Genomic DNA, 24,037 nt, shown 5'->3' on the forward strand with positions numbered 1-24,037 from the left:
AATGGCCGGGAGCAATCCCATTCATCTCCATTTTGCAGGATTGGGCAATAATGCAAAAGTATCGGGCTAACTGATTTCCGGATCTTCTGTTATATTGCCATTATCCGGTTGAAAGACCGGACAGGACCGTAAAGAGAAAAGGAGGAAGAGGCGAGGCACAGCCCGTCTCCCGCCATCCCCCGGCGGCCTGGGGCAAGGAAGCTGCGCTGAAACATGCCGGAAACCCTTCATGCGGCCCATGAAAAAACCTCAATCAAGCAAACAGAAAGAAACAGGCAATGAACTCGAAATCCATCATCAACCGCAAGGTAAAAAACCTCACGGCAACGGCCTTGGGCGCGCTCGTCATGTCCGGCGGCATTGCCTGCGCGGCGGACAAGCCCGCGGACGCGGACAACTTCTACAAGAGCGGCAAGGTCGCCTCTCAGAAAGTTGAATTCAACAACCAGTATAAAATGAAGATGGCGGGAAACCTGTTCCTGCCCGGAGATATGGACAAGGGTGCGAAATACCCAGCCATCGTCGTGGGGCATCCCATGGGCGCCGTCAAGGAACAGAGTGCGAACCTGTACGCCGCGAAAATGGCTGAACGGGGATTCGTGACACTGGCCATTGATCTCCCCTTCTGGGGTGAAAGTGCGGGAGAACCCCGCAACGCCGTATCTCCGGACATGTATGCCGAAGCTTTCAGCGCGGCCGTGGACTTTCTGGGCACGCGCCCGTTTGTTGACCGCGGCTGCATCGGGGCCATCGGGATTTGCGGCAGCGGAAGCTTTGCCGTTAGCGCCGCCAAAATCGACCCGCGGCTGAAAGCCGTCGCCACCGTCAGCATGTATGACATGGGTGCGGCCAGCCGCAACGGACTCCGGAAATCGCAAACTCTTGAACAGAGGAAGAAGATTCTCGCGGAAGCGGCGGAACAGCGTTATGTGGAATTCACCGGCGGGGCAGCCAAATACACCAGCGGAACAGTGCATGAACTCAACGAAAATTCCCACCCCATTGAAAGGGAATTCTATGAATTCTACCGCACTCCGAGAGGCGAATTCACCCCCAGAGGCCAGTCGCCGGAACTGACCACGCATCCCACACTGACCAGCAACGTAAAATTCATGAACTTCCATCCCTTTGCGGACATTGAAACCATCTCCCCCCGCGCCCTGCTGTTCATCGCGGGCGAGGAGGCCCATTCACGGGAATTCAGCGAAGACGCCTACCGGAGGGCGGCCGAACCCAAGGAACTGTACTGGGTGCCCAAGGCTGGACATGTGGACCTCTATGACCGGATGAACCTGATTCCGTTCGACAAACTGACGGACTTCTTCACTAAAAACCTGAAATAATCCTCCCGCGTTAAAAGGACGGTCCGTGAGCATTGGTCACGGACCTTCCCGCGGCGAATGCTCCCGGCGGTTCACGAACAAAACAGGGACAAACAGGAAAACCTGCATGGCTTTCTCCTGATAAGTCCTCCGCAGAAATCGACACTGGAACATGACGACAATGACGGAAAGCACGACAAAAAAAGAACCGGGACACCTGGCCGTTATCCTTGCGTATTTTCTGATCTACGTCGTTTGGGGGTCCACTTACTATTTCATTGGCGTGGCCCTCAGGGGATTTCCACCCTTCCTGCTGGGAGGCCTGCGTTTCAGTGCGGCGGGAATACTGCTGCTGACCTTTAGCCGCATCCGGGGGGAGGGCATCTTCCGGGGCAGCCTGATCCGGAAATCCGCCGTCAGTGGAATTATCCTGCTTTTCATTGACATGGCGGTCATCATGCTCGCCCAGCAATACTTGAGCAGCAGCCTGGTGGCCATCCTTGCATCGTCAACCGTCATCTGGATCATGGCTCTGGACATCCCCATGTGGAAAACAAATTTCAAGCTTCCTGCCGTTTCCATAGGCATTGTCACGGGATTCCTGGGGGTGGGGCTTCTGTTCCTGGAACAGCTCTTCCACGGCGGGAAAAACGTCCATCACGAATATGGCGTGGTTCTCCTGGTCGTAGGCTGCATCTCCTGGGCTCTCGGAACACTGTATGCAAAATACAAATCGTCTTCCGAAGAGGAAGTGAACGATTTTGCCGGTGCGGCGTGGCAAATGCTTTTTGCCGGCGGCATGTTCTGGGTCTGTTCGTTCCTGGGCCGTGAAACGGATGCCGTCAGTTGGGAAGCGATTCCGTCCGCCGCATGGCTTTCCCTGGTCTATTTGATCCTGTTCGGTTCCATCCTTGCTTATACCAGCTACATCTGGCTCCTCAAGGTGCGCCCGGCAACGGAAGTAGGCACCCATGCCTACGCAAACCCGCTTGTGGCGGTGGTTCTGGGTACGATGCTAGGCGGGGAGGAGATAAGCTGGATTCAAATAATGGGTCTCTGCATCATCCTTTTCAGCATCTCCCTGATCAGAAAACCTTCCGGCAGCCACATCCGGAAAGGAATTCCATGACTACCCTTTCTCCTAATCTTTTCCTGCCTTATTGTACTAACAACGTTTAATAAATGTTTTCTGTCGGAGCTTCCTTGAGCCAACACCAATCAGCCTGCCGCCGGAAACAATCCTTCATACCGCTGCGGAAAAACGATCCGTTCTTATTACAGTTATTCTAACTTTAATCCTGAATACAAACAGCAAAAATTACAAACCCTGAAGAACAGGCGCATCACAAGCGTCCTTTCAAAAAATCTCCTGCCCCGGCAGACATTAACGATACTTTCAACAACACACATCATCATGAAAAAAGAATACATCAGCAACGCATCGTACGGAGGCGAACGCCCCCTCTTTGCCACCCGCAACCTGAGACTCCGCAATGTGACGATCCTCCCCGGAGAATCGGCCTTGAAGGAATGCTTCGGAATTGAAGCCGTTCAATGTGAATTCACGGGGAAATACCCCTTCTGGCACAATGAAGACCTTCTCGTCAGGAACTGCATCTTCCGGGAAGGGGCCCGGGCCGCCATCTGGTATTGCAGGAATTTGCACATGGTGGACACCCTTGTTGAAGCCCCGAAAATGTTCCGCGACATGGACGGGCTGAAGCTGGAGCGCGTCCGGCTGCCCAATGCCCAGGAAACCCTCTGGCATTGCCGCCATGTGGAACTGGACCAAGTGGCGGCGGGCAAGGGCGACTACATATTCATGCACGGTTCCGATATACGGATCAATCAATTCCGGCTTCAGGGGAACTATTCCTTCCAGTACTGTAAAAACGTGGAAATACGGAATGCGGAAATCCATTCCAAGGATGCCTTCTGGAACACGGAAAACGTAACGGTATATGATTCCGTGCTGGACGGCGAATATCTGGGCTGGCACTCGAAGAACCTGCGCCTGGTCAATTGCCGGATTTCAGGGACCCAGCCCTTGTGCTACGCCACGGATCTGGTCATGGAAAACTGTTCCATGACGGAGGATGCCGATCTGGCCTTTGAGTACGCCAGCGTGCAGGCGGAAATCAGCGGAACGGTCCGTAGCGTCAAAAATCCGCGCAGCGGCCGCATTGTGGCGGACGGGTACGGGGAAATCATTCTGGACAGCCACTGCAAGGCGCCGGGCTGCTGTTCCGTGGAAACCCGTGGAGCGTGGAGCGGTCCCGGGCAGGTTGCGTGACGCCCGGCTTCCTCCGGCAAGATAACCTCTGAAATGGAGTACACGGAATGAACAGGGAAAAAGGGACCGGACACGATTAAACGATGAAACGGGAAAATAACCAGCATGCGGGGAATGCAGGAGGTCTGCTTGTCTTTATTCTCACCGCAGGCGTATTCGGCATCATCAATACGGAAATGGGAGTCGTAGGGATTCTTCCCCAGATAGCGCAGAGGTTTCAGATAAGCGTGCCGGATGCCGGCTGGACGGTCGGCCTGTTTGCGCTGATTGTGGCTTTGTCCGCTCCCGTCATGCCGGTGCTGTTTTCCAGGGTCAACCGCAGGACAGTCATGCTGCTGGCCCTGGGAACCTTTACGCTGAGCAATCTCGTTTCAGCATTTACCGACAGATTTACAGTCATGTTGATAGTCCGGGCCATTCCCGCCTTTCTTCACCCGGTTTACATTTCCATGGCCTTCACGGTGGCTGCGGCGTCGGCAGGAAAGGCGAAGGCTCCGAAGGCGGTTGCCAGAGTGTTCATCGGTGTATCGGCTGGAATGGTTCTGGGCGTTCCGGTCACCAGCTTCATTGCAAGTATGGCATCATTCTCCATGGCCATGCTGTTCTTTGCCGCCGTGAATGCCCTGGTGCTTGTGGCTACGCTACTCTTTGTTCCCTCTCTGCCCGTCCGGAAGCGGCTTTCCTATGGAGCGCAGCTCGGCGTACTGAAAAAGGCAGTCACCTGGCAGGCCATTCTGGCCGTTACAATGATCAACGCGGCCATGTTCGGCTTTTTCAGCTACCTGTCGGACTATCTGAAAACGGTAACGGAAATATCCTACACGCTCATTGGCACGGTATTGCTGGTGTACGGACTGGCCAATATCGTCGGCAACGTCCTGGCGGGTCGGCTGCTTTCCATGAATGCCGCGCGGTGTGTAACCCTTATCCCGTTTGTCCTCGTTGCGGTTTACGCGTCCTTGTTCCTGCTGGGGGGCTGGCTTATCCCGGTAGTAGCCATCATCTTTGTTCTGGGAATTCTGGCGGGCATTGCCAGCAACAACATGCAATACATCATCACGGATGCCGCGCCGGAAGCTCCCGACTTTGCCAATGGCCTGTTTCTGGCGTCCGCCAACCTTGGAACGACGGTGGGGACGGCCGTTTGCGGATTGTTCATCACCTTCTTGAACACGCGCTATTCCGTATTGGGGGCGCTGTTGTTTCTCATGGCGGGCATCGTCTTCATCTTCCTCAGGAACCGTTCCTCAAATCCTCTCACATCTTCTCAAATCTTGAAAAACAACCATGAACAACCATCCTTCAGAACACATTGACCCGGTCCGTTCGAAAGAACGCCATATCATCCTTGATGCTTTAAGGGGACTGGCGCTCTTCGGGATATGCCTGGCCAACTTCCCGGAATTCTCCCTCTATACCTTTCTGAAAAGCGACGCCGTGTCGGCAATGCCCACAGCTGGAATCGACAGGATCATCAAATACATCCAGTACATCCTGATAGACGGAAAATTCTACACCATGTTTTCACTCCTCTTCGGGATAGGATTTTCAATCATCATCTCCAACGCCATGCGGAGGCATGCGGACGGGCTCCGCATCTTCTATCGGAGGATGGGAATCCTGCTGGTCATCGGCTTCCTGCACCTGATGTTCCTTTGGAGCGGTGACATCCTGATGCTTTATGCCCTGCTGGGCCTGCTTCTGCCTCTCTTCCGGAATGTCTCCAACAAGGGGCTGCTCCTTGCTTCCGCGTTCCTGCTGCTGGTCCCCATAGCGGCGGATGCCGCGAGAGCCGTCTTCGGCATGGACCCATCCGCCCCGGCCGTCCGCATGCAGCAGTATTTCTGTGCAAAATATGGCATTACGGAAGACAACTTCGCCTTCTGGCTGAGGGATGCCGCAAGCTACACGGACGTTTTCAAATTCCTGGTGCAGGGGGCCTTCGTCAGAATGCAGGAATTCATTGACGGCAACCGTTTCTTTAAGGTGATGGGATTGTTCCTGCTGGGATTCTACGTTGGCAGAAACCGCCTGTATGCCAAGCTGGAAGGCAACAAAAAGCTCTTGAAAAAAGTATCCATGTACGGCTTTGCGATCGGACTTCCCGTCTCTGTATTCTATGCGTGGAGCTCTTTGAACGGCCACCCGTGGGGCATGACGGCCCATTCGGCCTTGTACACGTTTGGGGTTTTCCCTGTGGGGCTGGCATATATGGCGTCCGTCAGCCTGTGGTACCTCCATCACAGGGAATGCCGGATATTCAAAATGCTGGCGGCTCCGGGGCAAATGGCTCTGACCAATTACATCGGACAGTCCGTGCTGGGGATGATTATTTTTTATGGCATCGGCTTTGGCTTTGGTGCGGATACCGGGCTTTCTGCCGTCATGCTGGTGGCGGCCGGCGTCTATCTCTGTGAGACGGTATTCAGCCGCATCTGGCTGCATTATTGTCTGTTCGGTCCTCTGGAATGGATATGGCGGATGCTGACTTACGGAAAATGGCTCCCGCTCCTTAAATAAACCATGACGAATATGAAAAAAATACACTTCTCCCGGAGAATGGCGGGAATAAGAAACTCTTTTTCCGTTTTGGCGCTTCTGTTCTGCATGGCATCCTGTGATGTGGAAGGAACCGCCGGACATTCCGGGGCCGATGCTCCCCACAGTGATATGGCTGCCGGCCCTCACCCGCAAAACAACAAACCCATGAACAACGTGATCAAAATAACCGTTGGCTCCTCAACATTTACGGCCACCCTTTCAGATAACGCTGCCGCTGCCGCATTCCAGGCGCTGCTGCCTTTGACGCTCAAGATGGAGGACGTCAACGGAAACGAAAAATTTTACCGCCTGTCACGGCCCCTGCCCGTTGCCGCGGCCAATCCGGGAATCGTGCATGAGGGGGATTTGATGTTGTGGGGCGCCGGTGGACTGGTTCTCTTCTACAAGACTTTTTCCACATCCTACAACTATACGCGGCTGGGACGCATCGATAATGCCGCCGGGCTTGCCGGGGCTCTTGGTTCCGGGGACGTGGAAGTCACTTTTGAACTGAAACAGAATTAACGGAATACCGCGGAAAACGGGAAGCATTGCAGTGGGGATGGGCCATCCGTGGCAGATGGAAGAACCTTGAATGGGCACGGCGGAAAAGGCTTTTTCATGGCGTAAATTTATGCAGGGAAATCTTGACAGGCCTTTTGCGGTTTCTATGATGCGGATGCCCGTTGCGTTTTACGGACACCCCAGGAATTCATGATTCTTTTCATCATTTTTGTTATTCTCCTTTTGATTCTGGTCAACGCCTTTTACGTTGCCGCAGAGTTCGCCGCCGTGAGCGTGCGCCGCAACATGATCCGGGAAATGGCGGAGGGCGGCAGCAAGGTGGCCGCGCATTTGCTGAAAATCCTGGAGAATACCCGCGAGCTTGACCGCTACATTGCGGCCTGCCAGTTCGGCATTACCATTTCCAGTCTGATTCTTGGTGCGTACGGGCAGGTACAATTGTCTTCCTACCTGCTTCCGCTGTTTGAACGGTTCGGCGGAATGGACTCCGTGATGGCCGCCTCCGTTTCCGCCCTGGTTGTTCTGGTGGGATTGACGGTGTTCCAGGTAATTCTGGGAGAATTGATGCCCAAGTCGCTGGCTCTCCAGTTTCCGCGGCAGGCGGCCCTGTACACGTATTACCCCATGCGCTGGACGCTCACTTTCTGCGCGTGGTTCATTGATTTTCTGAACGGGAGCGGCCTGCTGCTGCTCAAGCTTTTCAAATTGCCGCCGGGCGGGCACCAGCACGTCCACTCCCAGCAGGAGATCAACATGCTGCTGGATGAAAGCCATGAGGGAGGCATGCTGGAGGAGGACGAGCACGAACGGCTGCACAGTGCGCTCTCCCTGGCGGAACGCACCGTGGAACAGATCATGATTCCACGTTTCCAGTTGGTCTGCCTGGATGTAGACGCTACGCAGGAGGATATCCTGGACATGATTTCCGGCAGGCCCCACACCCATATCCCCGTGTATGAGGGTAACCGCGAATCCGTGATCGGCATGCTGCACATCAAGGACATGGTGGCCGCTTACACGGAAAAAGGCGTTCTTCCCCCCTTGCGCTCCATGCTGCGCCAGGTTCCGTGCGTGATGGAAATGCAGACAGTGGAAATGCTTATGTCTCAGTTGCGCGAGGAAAAGGCCAAGGAAGCCTTCGTACTGAATGAATACGGAAAATTCGTAGGACTGGTGACTCTGGAGCGCCTGCTGGGTGAAATGGTGGGCGACATCGACGATGAATTCATCCGCTCCGGTGAAAAAGTGGAATACCTGCCTGACGGCTCCGTCAGAATTCCCGGCATGATGCGCGCCCACAAGGCGGAATGCCTGGTTCCCTTCCTGATGAACGGTGCCACGACGGTGGGCGGCTGTGTGATCAAGCACATGTCCTGCATCCCTAAGGAAGGAGACCGCCTGATTATTGCCGGACGCGTGCTGGTGGTGGAGAAAATGGACCACAACCGCGTATCTTCCGTCCTGTTGCTTCCTCCTGAAAAAAAGGAGGATGATAAACCTGCCATGGAAAGTGGGGTGAGCATATGATGACGATTCTCATCATTTTGCTGCTGATTATCCTTAACGGCCTGTTCGTGGCCGCGGAATTCGCCCTGCTCGGCGCGCCCCGTGCGTCCCTGGAGCAGATGGCGGCCTCCGGCAACATGGTGGCGCGCCACATCACCCAGGTGCTGAAAACACCCAGGCTCCAGGACCGTTACATTGCCACGGCCCAGCTCGGCATTACGTTCGCCAGCCTGGGGCTGGGCATGTACGGGGAGCACACCATGGCCGTATGGATTCAGGAATGGCTGGCCCAGTACGGTTGGGCCTCCTGGCTGGTGGCGCACGGCGCGGCCAGTGTCCTGTCCGTGGGAATGCTGACGTATCTGCACATTGTTCTGGGGGAAATGGTGCCCAAGGCCCTGGCTCTTCAATACGCCACGAAGCTTTGCCTCATCATCACCATGCCCATGTATGTCATTCAGCTCTGCCTGTATCCCCTTGTGGTGGGCATGAACATGCTGGGCAATTTCTTCCTGGGTCTTCTGGGAGTGGACAGGAATGAATCCAAATCACACTACCATTCCGCGGAGGAACTCCAGTACATCATTGAGGAAAGCCATGAAAACGGCGCCCTGCCGGAAGAATCCGGACGTATCATGGACTGCCTGTTTGACCTGGATGATTTATACGTGCACCAGGTGATGACGCCGCGCGTCCGGATTGACGCCATTCCGGAAGGAGCGGACCATGAGCAGATCCGGGAAATCGTGCGCCGCACGCGCCGCACGCGCTACCCCGTTTACCGCGGAGACCTGGACCATGTGGTCGGGATGGTTCATGCCCGCGACCTGTTCCGGATCATGCTCCGTGGAGAATCTTTGGGTGCCGCATACATTCATTCCATTCCGAAGGTTCCCAAGACCGTCAAATTTGACAATGTAGTGGAAATCATGCGGAGGGACAACGTGCGGCTGGCCATTATTCTGGACGAGCACGGCGGCACCTCTGGCCTGCTCACCATGACGGATGTATTTTCCGAGGTAATGGGCTGGGACCGCGGCCGCATTCGCGTGTTGACGGATCTGCCGCCGGATGCCGTGGGATTTTCCTGCGACGTGTCCGGGCTGGCCCGCATCGGCGAACTGGGCGAGGCCCTGGACATGGACTTGCAGAATGAGGAAATAGACACCGTGGGCGGTCTGGTCCTCAACCTGCTCCAGGCTCCGGCGCGGGAAGGCGATATTGTCGGTTACCTCGGTTTGGAATTCAAGGTGACCCGGACGGACAACGGTGGGGTGGAGAGGTGCATCGTCACCCGGATTACCCCGTTGATGCGTGAAGAGGCGCTGGAAGACGAGGAATAGCCGTTCTCCGTCACTTTCTCAGGGTTTCCGGGGGACTTTGCGTAAAAGTTCCTTGGAGGGGCCCCTATAATGTGGCAAGATATTCCCCGCCATGTCCGAACCTGAACCTTCCCGTGTTTCCAGCAGAAAACCGTCCGTGAAAAAATGGGTGGTTCTTATTGTCGTGTTGGGAGCGCTCGTGGGGCTGGGGACCATGATGAAGGCATGGATGGAAAGGCGGGCGGCTGCCGACGCCCAGCCGGCCGTATTTGCGGGCGGCAGCGAGCACTGGGACCAGAATGAAGTTCCCGTTTCCATGCAGTGCGGCGCTTGCCATGAAAAGGAATTCAGGCAGTGGGCCGGTTCCGACCATGCCTGGGCGTTCCGCAAGCTGGGTGACCAGTGGGAATCCGAGGCTTTCCACAACATGAAGCTGAGCGCCCATGGCAGCGTTCTCCAATTTTCCACGGACGGGCAGGGACGTACGGTTCACGACGAGCAGGCCAACACCTCCTGGCGGGCGGAATGGGCCACGGGCCGCATCCCGCTGGTGCAGTACTTGGTCCCCGCCAAGGACGGCGGCTACCATACCCTCAGTGCTGCATGGGACGTGAACCGCAAGGAATGGTTCGATATTTTCGGCAAGGAAGTCCGCCAGCCTGGCGACTGGGGCCACTGGACGGGCCGTGGCATGAACTGGAACACCCAGTGCGCCTGGTGCCACATGTCCCTGTTTCATAAAAATTATGATCCCGTCAAGGACCGCTACGCCTCCACTTGGAAGGAACCCGGGGTTACCTGCATCCAGTGCCACGGCCCCCTGCTGGACAAGCCGGAGGCGGGAACGGGCTGCATGATCTCCACGAAGAACAAGCTGACTCCTCAGCAGATTCACGACAACTGCGCTTCCTGCCATGCCCGGCGTGACGAATTCGATCATGATTTTGCCGTGGGCGACCGTTTTGACGACCACTTTCAACTGGTGCTCCCCGTCCAGCCCGGCGTGTTCTGGCCCAACGGCATGCAGAGGGACGAGGACTATTGTGAAACGGGGCTGCGCCTGAGCCGCATGGGCAAGGCGGGCGTCACCTGTCTGGACTGCCATGACCCGCATACCGGTACGCTCAAGCTTCCCCAGGAGGACAATACGCTCTGCATGAGGTGCCACGGTACGGGAGAGGCTGTTAACGGAGTAAAGGCCCCCATCATTGATATCTCCAAACATACCCCCTGCCCGCAGTCCAGCATGGGCGCGCGGTGCGTGGAATGCCACATGCCGGAAAGCCTGTACATGGCGCGCGACCCGCGCCGCGACCATTCGTTCAATTCTCCGGACCCGCTGCTGAGTGTAGAACTGGGCATCCCGAATGCCTGTACCATGTGCCACCGGGACAAGAGCAATGAATGGGCTGCTGAAGCAGTGAAAAAATATTACGGGCCAGACCCCAAAATGGGAAAATACAGGGACCGCACCAGGGCCGTGCAGCATGCCTATGAAGGCAAAGAGGATGTTCTTCCCCTGTTGATGGAATGTTTCAGGAAGGAGGAAGTGGGGGCATGGCGCGCCACGCTGCTGGACCTGATGGACTCCTGGGCTCATGAACCCGCCGTGCAGGAACTGGCTGCCGGAGCGGTGAACGATCCGGATGCCCTGACCCGTGCCGCCGCCGCCAAGGTAATGGGCCGCGCCAACAACCCCTCTGCCGGAAAACTTCTCAATGACCCGCTCAAAGTTGTGCGCCTGCAGGCAGAATGGGCCCTCCGGGATTCCCTGCCGTCAGGCAGCCCCGGTATGAAGGAACTGACGGCCGCCGCACTGCACCAGGCGGACCAGCCCTCCGGGGCCATGAAGCTGGCGCAGATCGCCATCAGCCGGAAAGACTCCAAGGCGGCGGAGCAGTGGTTTGCCAAGGCGTTGAAATGGGATGCCACCTCCTCCGTCGTGCACCGGGACTACGCCGTATTCCTGGCATCCCAGGGCCGCAGCCGGGAAGCCGAGGAACAGATGAGGGAGGCAGTGCGGCTGGCCCCCCGGGACGCCAACCTGTGGTACCTGCTGGGCCTGGGCCAGATTGAGAACAATGATGAGCCGGGAGCTCTCCAATCCTTTGACGAGGCGCTGAAAATAGAGCCTGCCTTCATCCGCGCCCTGTTCAACCGGGCTCTGCTTAATGAAAAGGTAGGGCATTTGGAACAGGCGATTCAGGATCTGGAAAACTGTTCGTCTCTGGACAAGGAAAATCCGGATATTCCTTTCACCCTGGCGGTCATGCTGTACCGCAACGGCCGTTACCGGGATGCCGCCGCCGCCGCCGCAGAAACCCTGCGCCGCGAGCCGAGGCACGCCCAGGCCAGGCAAATTCTGGAATCAGCTTCTCGACACGGAAAATAAGATGTAGTATATCAATGTCATGTGTTTAAATTCCCCTTCTATTCGGACTCTATTAGCGGGAGCGTTCCTATTGGGCGCTTCCGTCGGTTTTGCGGAATCCCAGGACTCCGCGGCGGATCCCTCCCTACGTACCTGGACGAACAAGGCTACAGGCACCACGGTGGAAGCGCGCCCCATAGCCCTGAACATGAAAACCGTCAAGCTGGTAACCACGACCAAAAAGCCCATCACCATGCCGCTGGAAAAACTTTCGGATGAAGACCGCACATGGCTGGAGGAACACAAGGACGTTATAGGCAAACCACTTTCCGAATGGTCTTCCACGCCATCCGGCCCGCTGGCTAAGGAAATGAAGGGGCAGACCTACATGCTGGAGGACGGCAAGCTCAAGAAGAAGGACGGCAAGCTGAACGCCAAATACTTCATCCTGTATTTCAGCGCGAGCTGGTGCGGTCCGTGCTGCCGGAACGCTCCACACAGCGTGGAATCCTACAACAAGGTGGTGAAGGAAAACCCGGATGTGGAAGTCATCATGTGCAATCTGGATCAGAACCTGGAAGCTGCCCAGAAATGGGCTGCGGCCAACAATATGCCGTGGCCCGTCCTGCTACGGAAGGATTTGACGGAAATGGCCAAAAAGGTATCTCCGCGCGGCATTCCCACGATGATTTTGATGGACAAGGATGGGAAAGTGATTCAGTCCTCCCAGAACATGGAGCAGCTGGTGAAGGCTGCCGGCTCCTCACGCCCCTCACGCTAGGCGTAAAAGCTTTCCCGTGTTTTTGAAACGATGCCCGCAGTCCGTAAATCCCAGGCCGACCGTTCCGCGGAAACCAGCGGCAAAATTCTTCGCGCCGCACAAAAGCTCTTTGCTCATAGTGGCTTTGACGGCGTGACCATGCGTGCCATAGCGTCGGAGGCCGGGGTAAACCTGGCTTCCATCGTCTATTACTTTGAAAACAAGGAAGGGCTTTATCTCTCCGTCTTCCGCCATTATGCGGAACCTTTGATGGAAGAGCGCATGAAGTTGCTGAAGGAGGCGGACAGGGAACCGTCCCTCAGGGCATATGCCCGTGCATTCATTGAGCCTGCCTTCCGCATGCTTCTGGACGAAAGTCTGGGCGGCCCCGACCATATGCGTCTGCTGTGGCGTCTGCCGCAGGAACCGGAATGCCTCGTTCAGAAAATCTATGGTGAATTCTACGCTCCGGTCATCCGGGAAATGACGGAGAGGGTTCGTCAGATTTGTCCTTGGGGAGATGAACTCTCTCTTTCCTGGCATGTTCATATCATGAGCTCCATTTTTCATGCCACACTGGGGAAATACGCCACGCGCCCCGATCTTCACGACAAGGAACCCTGGATGAAAGACCAAGACCGTATCCTGAAAATGATCGTGGATACGGCCGTGCTGCTCATTTCCCGTCCGGCTCTTTCTCCGGATGGCGAGGGGAACGCATAAAAACTTTTTTAGATCTCTCCAAGCCGTTTCCTCACCGCCTCAACAGTTCCCGTAATGTCGGGATGCGTAAGCAGCCAGGAAACGATCACGGCCCTTCTCGCCCCGGCATCCAGAACGGCAGGAAGAGTTGCCTGATTGATGCCGCCGATGCAGAAGACGGGAAAATCCTCCGGAAGCTGCGCCTGCATGCCGGCAATGTGCTCCAGGCCGATCGCCTGCCTCCCCGGCTTGGTGTCCGTAGGAAACAGGGGGCCGAATCCTATGTAGTCCGCCCCCTCCCGGAAGCCGCCCAGCGCCTGTTCCGGGCTGTGGGTGGAGCGGCCTATGAGGGCGTCCGGCCCCAGCAGGCTCCGCGCGGCCTCCAGCTTCCCGTCTTCCTGCCCCAGATGCACCCCGTCCGCGCCGATGCTCCGGGCAACTTCCGGATAGTCGTTGATGATGAAAAGACAGCCGTATTCCCGGCACAGAGGGGCAAGTTGGCGGCCCATGCGCTCTATGTGCTCCGGGGCGTGGTTCTTCGCCCTGAGCTGAAGAATGCCCAGTCCTCCCTCCAGCAGTTTTTTTGTGACATGTATCAGTTGATATTCAGGCGTGTATCCCAAATCCACAATGCCGTACAGGCGGCAGGCGGTGAGGCGTTCCATCCGGTTCATGCACGGGAATTGTACCGGATAAAATCATCCGGGCAAGACGCTTCCCAATCTTGACCGTAAAGGGCTGTGTGGTACACTCCCCCCCATCGTGTCCCCCGCATTATATTCTGCTGCCAAAAGTTTGTTGTTCCAGTTGAATCCGGAAACTGCCCACAATTTGACTCTGTTCGGGTTGCGTATGGCTGAAAGGATGCGCGTTCTCCCGCTGATGATGGGTGACGTGCCTTCTGATCCGGTGGAAATCCTGGGCATGAAATTTCCCAACAGGGTAGGCCTTGCCGCCGGGATGGACAAGGAGGCGGATACGGTCAACGCCTTCGGCCAGGTGGGATTCGGCTTTGTGGAGGTGGGAACACTGACGCCGCGCCCCCAGCCCGGCAATGACAAGCCGCGCCTGTTCCGTCTCATTCCCCAGCGTGCCATCATCAACAGAATGGGCTTCAACAACCATGGCATTGCTGCCGGCGTGGAAAACATCCAGGAGGCCACCCGCTTCGGCGGAGTGCTCGGCGTCAACATTGGCAAAAACAAACTGACGCCGAACGAGGATGCCGCCCAGGACTACCTGGCCTGCCTGAGAGCGGCGTGGCCCGTGGCGGATTATATTGCCATCAACTTCTCCTCCCCCAATACGCCAGGCCTGCGCGATCTCCAGGCGGCTGAACCCGCCGCACGCCTGCTGGCTTCCCTGAAATCGGAACAGGCGAACATGGCGGCGGAAACCGGACGGCAGGTTCCCATCTTCATGAAGGTGGCCCCGGATGTTACGGACGAACAAATCACGGAACTTAGCCGGGTTTTTCTGGATGAAGGGCTGGATGGCCTGATTGCCACGAACACTACACTTTCCCGTACCGGTGCGGAAAACAGCCCGCGCAGGGAGGAAGCGGGCGGCCTTTCCGGCGCACCCCTCACGGCACGCTCCACGGAAGTGATCGGGGCTTTTGCCGCGGAACTGAAAGGCCGTATTCCGATCATCGGCGTGGGCGGCATCATGAGCGGAGCGGATGCCGTGGCCAAAATCAAGGCGGGCGCGAGTCTGGTCCAACTGTACACGGGCTTCATCTACCGGGGGCCCAACCTGATCCGTGAATGTGTGGAAGCCATGAAGGCGGAATGCCCCGTAAACTCCTGAACCCCTCACCCCTGCGCAGACCCTGATTCATGGCTGACACCTTCGTACACCTTCACAACCACACGGAATATTCTCTTCTGGACGGCGCCGTCCACATCAAGGATCTCATTGCTGAATGTTCCCGGATGGGAATGCCCGCTGTCGCCGTCACGGATCACGGCAACCTTTTCGGAGCTATTGAACTGGTCATGGAGGCCAACAGTCTCAATAAATCCGTGGAGGCCTGGAACAAGGAACACCCGGAAGGACCGCGGAAGCAGACCGTCAAGCCTATCTTCGGCTGTGAGGTGTATCTCTCCCCCACGCCCATTAGCGTGAAAAAGCAGCTTCCCGGGCGCCGCAAATACACGCACCTTCTTCTTCTGGCGGAAAATGAAACGGGCTGGAGGAACCTGGTCAAGATGGTGTCCCGTTCCCATCTTGAAGGCTTTTACTACAAGCCGCGTGTGGACATGGAAACCCTTCGGGAATTCCATGAGGGCCTCATCTGCTGCACGGCGTGCCTTGCCGGTCCCCTTAATGAATGGCTGCTCAACGATCAGCCGGAAAAGGCGGAGGAAGCCCTGATGGCCCTGAAAGACGTCTTCGGGGAGAACAACATCTTTGTGGAATTGCAGGACCACGGCATGGAAGAGCAGAAAAAGTGTCTTCCGGAGCTGGTGCGCATCGCCCGCAAAACCGGAACGCCCATCGTGGCCACCAATGACGTGCACTTCCTGAAAAGGGAGGACCATGACATGCATGATGCGCTCATCTGCATCGGCACCAACGAAAAACTGGCCTCCCCCAAGCGCATGCGCTACTCCACGGAAGTTTACCTCAAATCCCCGGAGGAAATGAGGAAGGTGTTCAAGGACTATCCGGATGCTCTGGAAAACACGCTGAAAATCGCAGAGCGCTGCAATGTCACGATCAAGCTGGACTCCACCAGCACGGAAAAATACCCGGAATTCGGCACGCCGGACGGTTCTACGCGTGAGGAATACCTGCGCAAGGTGTGCTACAAGGGTCTGGAAGAACGGTACGGCAAAGAGCGCGTAGCCGCGGACAAGGAACTGTGCGCCCGCCTGGATTATGAACTGGGCATCATCAACCAGTTGAAATTCGCTTCCTACTTCCTGATTACGGCAGACTTCATCAATTGGGCGAAGGATCACGACATTCCCGTAGGCCCCGGCCGAGGTTCCGCCGCCGGCTCCCTGGTGGCATATGCCATGAAGATCACGAACATTGACCCGTTGCGCTTCGGCCTGATCTTTGAACGCTTCCTGAATCCGGAACGCGTGAGTCCGCCGGATATTGACATCGACTTCTGCCAGACGCGCCGCCCGGAGGTGATTGACTACGTACGGCAGAAATACGGGGAACGCGCCGTGTCCCATATCATCACGTACGGCACTATGGGCGCCAAATCCGTTCTCAGGGACGTGGCGCGCGTGATGGACATGTCCTATGCCGACGGCGACCGCATTTCCAAGCTGATTGAAACGGGACCCAAGGTAACCCTGCAATCCAGCTATAAAAGCAATGAGGAACTGCGGGATCTCATCGCATCCGATGAAGCATACACGGAACTCTGGGGATACGCGACCCGCCTGGAAGGCCTGATACGCAACGTGGGCGTGCACGCGGCGGGTGTCGTCATCGGCGACCGTCCCCTGGACGAACACGTGGCGCTGACCCGTGATGATCTTTCCGACCCCCACGCCGCCGTTGTCGCCCAGTGCGACATGAGCGCCATTTATGAAGTGGGGCTGTTGAAAATGGATTTTCTGGGACTGAAAACCCTCACCGTCATGCACGATGCGGAGGAATACGCCCGCTGGCGCGTTCCGGAATTCAGGCTGGACGACGTGCCCCTGGACGACCGTGAAACGCTGGACCTGCTCAACCGGGGAGACACGATGGGCGTGTTCCAGCTGGAATCCGGCGGCATGGTGGATACCTGCCGGAGATACGGCATCCAGAAAATTGAAGACATCATTGACTTGTTGGCCTTGTACCGTCCGGGAGCCATGCAGTTCATGGATGAAATGATCGAGGTCAAGAAGGGCATCCGGAAGGTGGAATATGAACACCCTCTGCTGGAACAGGTCAGTGGAGAGACTTACGGCGTGATGATCTACCAGGAACAAGTGCAGGCCGCTGCCAAGCTGCTGGCGGGCTACACGCTCGGCGGCGCCGACCTTCTGCGGCGCGCCATGGGTAAGAAAGACCCGGCGAAGATGGCCAAGGAAAAGGCGCACTTTGTGGAAGGTTGCTGGAAAACCAACCAGATTGATGAAAAGACGGCTACGGCCATCTTTGACAAGATTGAAAAATTCGCCGGGTACGGATTCAACAAATCCCACTCCGCCTGCTACGGTCACATTTCCTATTGGACTGCCTATCTCAAAGCCCACTTCCCGGTGGAATTTCTCTGCGGCCTGATGTCCAATGAAGTGAATAACGACAAAATTGGCGTGTTCATCCAGGAGGCCAACCGCATGGGCATTGAAATACTGCCTCCCAATGTGAACAAATCCATGCTTAAATTTACTCCGGAAGAAACGCCTTCCGGCAAGCTGGCCGTGCGCTACGGCCTGGCCGCCATCAAGAACGTGGGTGAAGGTGCCATGCAGATTCTTCTGGAAGAGCGGGACAGGAACGGGGTATTCACCAGCATGGAAGATATTTGCAACAGGCTGGACTCCAAATCCGTCAACAAGAAAATTCTGGAATCCCTGATTCGCGCGGGTGCGCTGGACTGGACGCTCGAACCGCGTTCCGCCATGTTCGAGCGCGTGGACCTGGCCCTCAGCGGCGCTTCCCAGGTGCACAAGGACAAGGCGCTGGGGCAGGGTTCCCTGTTTGACATGACTTTTGAAGCTCCCAGAGTGAAGGATGAGCCTCCCGTTCCGGAATGGCCCAAGGAACAGCGTATGACTGATGAAAAGGACTTGCTGGGCGCATACTTCTGTGGGCATCCCCTGGACTCCATGCGCGGCGTCATTGATGCGGAAAAATACACGCGCATCGGCCTTATAGACTCCCTGGAATCCCATGAACTCAAGCAGAAGCATCAGATTGCCGGCATGGTGCGTTCAGTCATTCCCAAAATCAGCAAGGCGGGAAGGAAATTCGCCATCCTGACCCTGGAAGACTTTACCGGAAGCGTGGAAGTGCTTCTGTGGTCGGACGTTTATGAAAAAGCCCTGGAAATGGAAGGCGGTCTGGAACCCGGCGTTTTCGTGGCTGTGCGCGCCAACATCCGGGAGGATGACCGCACTTCCTCCAAGAGCGTGGCCGCCCAGGGCATTGACCCTCTGGGCGGGAAAAGGCGCAGGGCCAAATCCGGGGACCAGGGGCCGCTGAACATCATTGTCAGCCCCCTGCGGCACACCAGGGAAAATCTGGAGCATATCCGGAACATCCTGAAAAAATATCCCGGCCGCAGCAAGGTCAACCTCACCATCAAGGACAGCCTGGGGCACAGCCGGATTCTGGAGCTGGACGAGCAATTCCGCGTCAACCGCTGTGCCGCGTTGGAAACGGAACTCTCCATGTACAACTAAAAATCTGGATGCGTGAAAAAGGAACCGCAGGTATTTCCGGAATCGTCCCGTTTGAGATTCCGGGAGTGGAAGCAAGCGGATTGGCCTTTTTTTGCGGCAATGAACGCCAACCCCCTGGTGATGCGCTTCTTCCCTTCCGTGTTGACGGAGGAGGAATCCCGCTCCATGTGGGACCGCATGCGGACGGAGCTGGATGAAAAGGGCTACGGCCTGTATGCCGTGGAACTTAAATCCTCCGGTACCCTCATCGGTCTTCTGGGTTTCCACTGGGCGGACTTTAAGGCGGAATTCACCCCCTGCGTGGAAATAGGCTGGCGTCTGGTGCCGGAAGCCTGGGGATATGGTTATGCCGTGGAAGGTGCGAAGGCATGCCTGGAACATGGATTTTCCCGGCTGGGCTTTGACCGGGTGTACTCCTTCACCGCCTGCGTGAACCATCCTTCGCAAGCCGTGATGCAGCGTGCCGGAATGAAAAAAACGGCGGAATTCAACCATCCGGAAGTGTCTGCGGACTCCCCCCTCCATCCGCACGTTTTATACGTGTTGGAGGCTCCATGCAAATAATGGGGAAAGACGGTTTATTCCCGGGGAAGACCCTCCGGAAATAAAAAAGGCAGCCGTGGGGGCATGGCGGCCATCCGAGTGCAAGAGGACCTCCGGTGGCTTTGACTTCCCAGTCTGCCGGGCGTGAACGGGGCATTCCTCCATGTGAAAAAGACGGATTCCCTTTTCGCGTTTCTTCCGGCCATTCCCTCCGGAGGAATGAAAACTCCACCGTTTTTCAGAGCAAACCTGTTAAACCAGTCTCATGTATAAAACAGGGTACGGATTACCTTGTTCGTCGTGATCCGTTCTTTTGTAAACCTGGAATCCCATGCGTTCGTAAAATTCCTTGGCCTGCGGATTCTGTTCGTTGACTCCCAGTGTATTGATAGAGAAATTCTGCATACCGTACTGAAGCAGCTTCCTTCCCAATCCCCGCCCCGTTTCTTCAGGAGAAATAAACAGCATTTCCAGATTTTGCCCCTCTATTCCCATGAATGCTGCGGGAACGCCCTGGCCATTCTCTGCGACAATCAAATGAGAAATATCTCTCAATGCTTGAGGAACATATTTTTTGATATCTTCCATATCCGCCTCTGCCAGAAACAAATGCGTTGCCCTGACCGAGTTTTCCCAGACGTTCAGGAGCTGTTCCAGCAACAGGGAATCCCTGTCTTCCATGTCGGCTATCCTTATGTTCATACCGCGTCCAGTTTTGATTAATTAAGTACCCTCATTTGCCAAAGGCGCAACTGCTGAATTTTCCCCCATTCTAATTTCCGCATATAACCATGTTAAACGGACTCTGCCGCGCCATGGTTTCATGCTGCTATTCATAAACGTTCTGACAGTATTTGTGGAACTGGCGGTTTTGCTTGCGGGGCGCATGGAAAATCAAACGGGATGCAGTTCCGCAGGAGCTGCATCCCGGTGATTCGGGTTGGGGCTGTGGGCTTGGGAGAAAGCATTCTCCCAGCCCCGTTGTTTGCGACTTAGAAGGCGTAGCTTACCCCGGCGTTGACCCGGTGGTAGGTTGACTTGCTTCTGCCTTCAAATTCATAACCGCCGTAGGCCGTCCACCGCGGATTGATGACCACGGTGCTGTTGTAATTGACACGCACGGCGTTGCGGTCCGGCCGGGACCCCCTGGCAGTCCAGGAAAAGTCGTTCATCAGGCGTCTGGCGCGGGTTTCCGGGTTGTCGCGGACCACGTCGGGAACGTAGCTCACGGCCAGGCTGTTCACCCACAGGACTCCATTGCTGAATTGCACGGATTTGCTGATTCCCACGCCCACGGGGAGGCTCAGGTTCTTCAGATCTCCCCTGTCGAAATGGCGGGGATCATATCCCGTTTCCGTGAAGGAATTCTGGTTCACCTGGGTGTACTCGATTCCCAGGAACGGGGACAGCGTCCATCCCTTGTTCAGGTTGTGGTCCCAGGTAGCCTGCAGAGTGGCGAAGCCCATCCTGTTTTCCCACTTGCCGTTGGACGAGCCGCCGGAATAATAGGAATCCAGCTTGTTGCGTGTCCAGCCATAGCCCAGGGTTCCCTGGATGTTCAGCATGTTGCCGGGAGACATCTGCCTCCTCCATGCTCCGTAGAGCAGGGCCACGTAGGACGTCTGGTCCACCTCGCTGATCCACGTGCGGCTTTTGTTCTTGCCGTACAGGTTGCCGAAGGCGGCGCCCAGGATAGTGTTCGGCGTGAACCTGCGGTCGGCGCCCACGGCGTAGCCGCCGCCGTTGTAATCGTAGCCGTCAATGCCGTTTCTGGTGGCGTGGTAGGTGAAATCACCCAGTCCGTTGACCCAGAAGTTATTCTTGGGTCCCAGCAGGAAGCGGGTGATGCCCACTTTGCCCAGGGCCGCGTTGGAGACGGACTTCATGTTGGAAGCGGAGCTCCACATGGAGTTGCCTATATCCGCGCCGGCCAGTTCCGGAAGAATATCTTCAATGCCGCTGGTGGGGTTCCAGACTGCGTACAGTTGGTCGTCAATGCCGTCGCCGTCCGTGTCTTCCCATTCCTTGGTCCAGTAGCCTTCATACGTGTAGGGGGAGTCGACTACGTTCGTTCCAGTAGCAGTGGAATAAATGTTGTCGAAATCGCCCGTTCTGTTGCCTTCGGTGCCATCGGTGTAGGAAAGCGCCAGGAATCTCTGCTTGGTGGCCCAGCGTTCGTGGGCGTAGTCGTCCAGAGTGTCCGCCACGCCCATCAGGCCGCCGAGCGTGTGGGAATTGGCCTGTTCAATGCTCAGTCCGGAACTGTAATCGTCCATGAAGGGGCGCAGGTCGAAGATGACGCCTTTGCTGAAGTCGATCGTGTCTCCGCGGAAAGTCGCGCCGCGGCCGGCCCTCAGGGTTACTCCCTCGTTGAAGACGATGGCCTTGCTGTTCACGGAACTGTTGCCCGTAATTTCCAAAACGCCTTTGTCGATGGTGAAGGAGGAATCCTTGGTCAGATCGCTGCTGCCGTACGTGACGCCGTCTTCCAGAATCAGGGTGCCGTCATACAGCGTGGTTTTTCCGGAGACATTAAAGTACTTGGATTCCGCCAGGCGGTTCTGCCAGTCCTGCTCCGATTCTCCCGCGGCCTGGGTGATCAGCCTGTCCGCCTCCGCTCCGGAAAAGCGGATGGTTCCGGTGAATTCTGGAGCCGTTCCTCCATAAGGAGTGGTGTCCACGCCTTCGGATTTATTGAAGTCATAGACGATGTTGTCGTACTCCGCTCCGTCCTCTTCATTGCGGAAGGGGTCATAAAAAGTTACTGTTCTTCCTTCCTGGGCGCGGAGTACCACGCTGTCCATGGAAGAGGTTCCGTTGGTTGCGAATACAAGGGAGTTCAGGATGGGGTTGTTCCCTCCGCGTTTTTCCGTGTTTCCTTTTACGATGATGTCTCCCTGGTCTGCGGAGAAGACGGCATCCTTGTAATAAAGAAGCATGGCCCCTGCGGTACCGTCAACGGCGTTGTTCTCAATGAGCACGCCGCCGCGGTTGTTGATGAATTCCAGCCCGTTGGCTGCCTGAAGCGCACCCACGTCCCACTTGGCCGAGTTTCCGGAGATGGTGACCTTTCCTGTATTGACGAAGGATGTCCGTCCGTCCACTAGCAGGGCTCCGTAGCCGTAATCCGTGGATTTGTTTCCGGAAATGGAAACGTCTCCCGTGTTGGAAAAGGCGAGGTTTCCGTGGAACTGTCCCACGCCGTAATGATAGCCCGCCGTATTATTGTCCAGATTGATGTTTCCGGTACGGGTGAAGGACGCATCGCCGTCCACCTCTATGGCTCCATTGTAGTTGCCCGCGCTGTTCCCGGAAATGGAAATGTTCCCTGCATCCGTGACGCTGAACGTTCCGTAAAGGCGGAGCGCTCCGTTGGAGCCGGCTGTGGAGTTGCCTTCCACGGTGATGTTGCCGTTGTTGGAAAATGTGGTGTTGCCGAAGACGGCCACGCCGCCCATCTGTACATCTGAACTGTTGCCGGAAATGGTGATGTCTCCCGTACGGGTGACGTTCCAATCCTCGGAAATCCAGCCCACGGCATAGGTGCTGTCCGCGTGGTTGTCGATGAAGGTGATGGAGCCGATATTGTCGAGGTTGAGGCTTCCGCTGACGCCGAACGCTCCGGCGCTGTTGCTGGCGTGATTGCCTTCAAAGCGCAGGTCTCCTTGCACATTGAAGATGTCCATGTCCTGACCGCTGTAAACGGCCCCGAAGTTGCCGTTCCACTCGGAAGCCTTGTCTCCGGCGTCCGCCCGGTTGTTTCTGAAAATAACGTCTCCTGTGACGCCGTTGATCATCATGCCGCCTCCGGTGCCTTCCTTTCCGTCCACGGTGCCTGCATAGGCATAAATGGCTCCGGCCAGCCACGCGGAATTGTCTTCAAAGATAATGTTTCCATCAATACCCCGGAAGGTAATGGCATCTTCACCTTCGGGAATATAATTCTTAGTATTCGGGGAGGAGGAATCACTGGCCCCGGCATAGATGGCTCCCCCGATGTTGGCGTGGGCGCTTGTCGGAGAATGCCCGGTCGTATTCCCGCTGAACAGAATGGACTTGGTATTCTCAAAGGTGATTGTTCCCCTCGCAAACAGGGCGCCGCCCAGGGCCTGCCCTTGTGCGTCGCTGTCTCCCAGCTCGTTGTTGGTGAAGGAGATGTTGCCCATGCTGGAAAAGGTGGCATCTCCGCGCACATTCACGGCTCCCCCGGCATTGGTATCGGCATTGACGATGGACTTGCTCCCGTTGAAGGAAAGATCTCCCATGTCCGTGAAGACGAGCATTTCCGCGCGGATGGCGCCTCCGCCTTCATTGTCGTTGGTCCAGCGGTTGCTGTGGATGGAGGAACAATTTTCAAAACTCATGGACAATCCCGTGCCGGTAAACGTCATGACAGACGTATTGGGCGCCGTACCAGAGTCTGTGGTCTGGTTGAAGAAAACGCTGCCTGCGTAAACGCCGTCGTTTGTCTGGAAGTTTTCAAAAGACAGGTTTTCCTTCAGGTTGTAGGTAATATTTCCGTTTGTTTCCTGCCGGGCAGTGACGGTGCCTTGGTAAAGATCTTCGCTCTGCTGGGCTGCCCCCGTTTGCACCAGGGAAGAAGCCATGAGGAACAACATGGCGGATACTGCTAATTTTGGTTTCATTAATATGCGGTATAAGGTTCTTTGTTTGATGTCCAGATTGGTCCGGCTCACGAGCGCCCGGGTGGGTGGGCTTTTGTGCGTGGTACATCCGGCGTCTGGAATTGTAAGAGTCTTTAAAACGTGAATTTTCTCACGCAATGACG

Annotated in this window: 17 protein-coding genes; 14 read left to right on the forward strand and 3 right to left on the reverse strand. The window is 56.3% G+C overall.

The window, feature by feature from the left end; translation table 11 throughout:
- Positions 1-347 precede the first annotated feature (347 nt).
- The 11 genes from V3C19_RS02600 to V3C19_RS02650 all read left to right on the forward strand — a co-directional run bounded on the left by V3C19_RS02600 (position 348) and on the right by V3C19_RS02650 (position 13,363).
- Complete coding sequence (locus V3C19_RS02600) at positions 348-1,343, forward strand: alpha/beta hydrolase (RefSeq protein ID WP_343203835.1); 996 nt, start codon at positions 348-350, stop codon at positions 1,341-1,343.
- 151 nt (positions 1,344-1,494) lie between these two features.
- The gene (locus tag V3C19_RS02605) at positions 1,495-2,451 is read left to right on the forward strand and encodes an EamA family transporter (RefSeq protein ID WP_295931806.1); all 957 of its coding nucleotides are present in this window, start codon (positions 1,495-1,497) and stop codon (positions 2,449-2,451) included.
- A 285-nt stretch (positions 2,452-2,736) separates the two neighbouring features.
- On the forward strand, positions 2,737-3,615 hold the full coding sequence (locus tag V3C19_RS02610) for a DUF3737 family protein (protein WP_295931803.1): 879 nt from the start codon (positions 2,737-2,739) through the stop codon (positions 3,613-3,615).
- A gap of 83 nt (positions 3,616-3,698) precedes the next feature.
- Positions 3,699-4,931: an MFS transporter gene (locus V3C19_RS02615; RefSeq protein ID WP_295931801.1), complete on the forward strand. Its 1,233-nt coding sequence runs from the start codon at positions 3,699-3,701 to the stop codon at positions 4,929-4,931.
- Positions 4,903-6,135: a DUF418 domain-containing protein gene (locus tag V3C19_RS02620; RefSeq protein WP_295931798.1), complete on the forward strand. Its 1,233-nt coding sequence runs from the start codon at positions 4,903-4,905 to the stop codon at positions 6,133-6,135. The genes V3C19_RS02615 and V3C19_RS02620 overlap by 29 nt, the downstream gene beginning before the upstream one ends.
- Before the next feature lie 186 nt (positions 6,136-6,321).
- Positions 6,322-6,681, forward strand: coding sequence for a cyclophilin-like fold protein (locus V3C19_RS02625; RefSeq protein ID WP_202975656.1), 360 nt, complete (start codon positions 6,322-6,324; stop codon positions 6,679-6,681).
- A 189-nt stretch (positions 6,682-6,870) separates the two neighbouring features.
- Positions 6,871-8,208, forward strand: coding sequence for a hemolysin family protein (locus V3C19_RS02630; RefSeq protein WP_130083898.1), 1,338 nt, complete (start codon positions 6,871-6,873; stop codon positions 8,206-8,208).
- Positions 8,205-9,530 (forward strand): hemolysin family protein, encoded by a 1,326-nt coding sequence (locus V3C19_RS02635; protein ID WP_295931794.1) that lies wholly within the window; start codon positions 8,205-8,207, stop codon positions 9,528-9,530. The genes V3C19_RS02630 and V3C19_RS02635 overlap by 4 nt, the downstream gene beginning before the upstream one ends.
- A 91-nt stretch (positions 9,531-9,621) precedes the next feature.
- A complete protein-coding gene (locus V3C19_RS02640) occupies positions 9,622-11,901 on the forward strand; it encodes a tetratricopeptide repeat protein (protein ID WP_295931791.1) in 2,280 nt (759 codons plus the stop codon).
- Positions 11,902-11,920: 19 nt separating this feature from the next.
- Positions 11,921-12,661 carry a thioredoxin-like domain-containing protein gene (locus V3C19_RS02645; RefSeq protein ID WP_295931788.1) on the forward strand — a complete coding sequence of 247 codons (741 nt, stop codon included), beginning with the start codon at positions 11,921-11,923 and terminating at the stop codon, positions 12,659-12,661.
- A gap of 30 nt (positions 12,662-12,691) precedes the next feature.
- A complete protein-coding gene (locus V3C19_RS02650; protein ID WP_130083894.1) occupies positions 12,692-13,363 on the forward strand; it encodes a TetR/AcrR family transcriptional regulator in 672 nt (223 codons plus the stop codon).
- A gap of 8 nt (positions 13,364-13,371) precedes the next feature.
- Here V3C19_RS02650 and thiE read toward each other — a convergent pair whose 3' ends face one another.
- The gene (gene thiE, locus V3C19_RS02655; RefSeq protein WP_238623813.1) at positions 13,372-14,016 is read right to left on the reverse strand and encodes a thiamine phosphate synthase; all 645 of its coding nucleotides are present in this window, start codon (positions 14,014-14,016) and stop codon (positions 13,372-13,374) included.
- Between the two features lie 88 nt (positions 14,017-14,104).
- Here thiE and V3C19_RS02660 point away from each other — a divergent pair, with 88 nt between their 5' ends.
- The 3 genes from V3C19_RS02660 to V3C19_RS02670 all read left to right on the forward strand — a co-directional run bounded on the left by V3C19_RS02660 (position 14,105) and on the right by V3C19_RS02670 (position 19,269).
- Entirely contained in the window at positions 14,105-15,151 is a 1,047-nt protein-coding gene (locus V3C19_RS02660; protein ID WP_130083893.1) for a quinone-dependent dihydroorotate dehydrogenase, read from the forward strand.
- Between the two features lie 29 nt (positions 15,152-15,180).
- Positions 15,181-18,705: a DNA polymerase III subunit alpha gene (gene dnaE, locus V3C19_RS02665; protein WP_130083892.1), complete on the forward strand. Its 3,525-nt coding sequence runs from the start codon at positions 15,181-15,183 to the stop codon at positions 18,703-18,705.
- A gap of 99 nt (positions 18,706-18,804) precedes the next feature.
- Positions 18,805-19,269, forward strand: a complete 465-nt coding sequence (locus V3C19_RS02670) for a GNAT family N-acetyltransferase (protein ID WP_330937144.1) — start codon at positions 18,805-18,807, stop codon at positions 19,267-19,269.
- Positions 19,270-19,500: 231 nt separating this feature from the next.
- On the opposite strand, the gene V3C19_RS02675 is transcribed toward V3C19_RS02670, so the two are convergent.
- The gene (locus V3C19_RS02675; RefSeq protein WP_343203834.1) at positions 19,501-19,944 is read right to left on the reverse strand and encodes a GNAT family N-acetyltransferase; all 444 of its coding nucleotides are present in this window, start codon (positions 19,942-19,944) and stop codon (positions 19,501-19,503) included.
- Between the two features lie 296 nt (positions 19,945-20,240).
- A complete protein-coding gene (locus V3C19_RS02680; RefSeq protein WP_295931775.1) occupies positions 20,241-23,894 on the reverse strand; it encodes an autotransporter domain-containing protein in 3,654 nt (1,217 codons plus the stop codon).
- Positions 23,895-24,037 lie beyond the last annotated feature (143 nt).

Source organism: Akkermansia sp. AE01SA01 (genome assembly GCF_036417395.1).
GTDB lineage: Bacteria > Verrucomicrobiota > Verrucomicrobiia > Verrucomicrobiales > Akkermansiaceae > Akkermansia.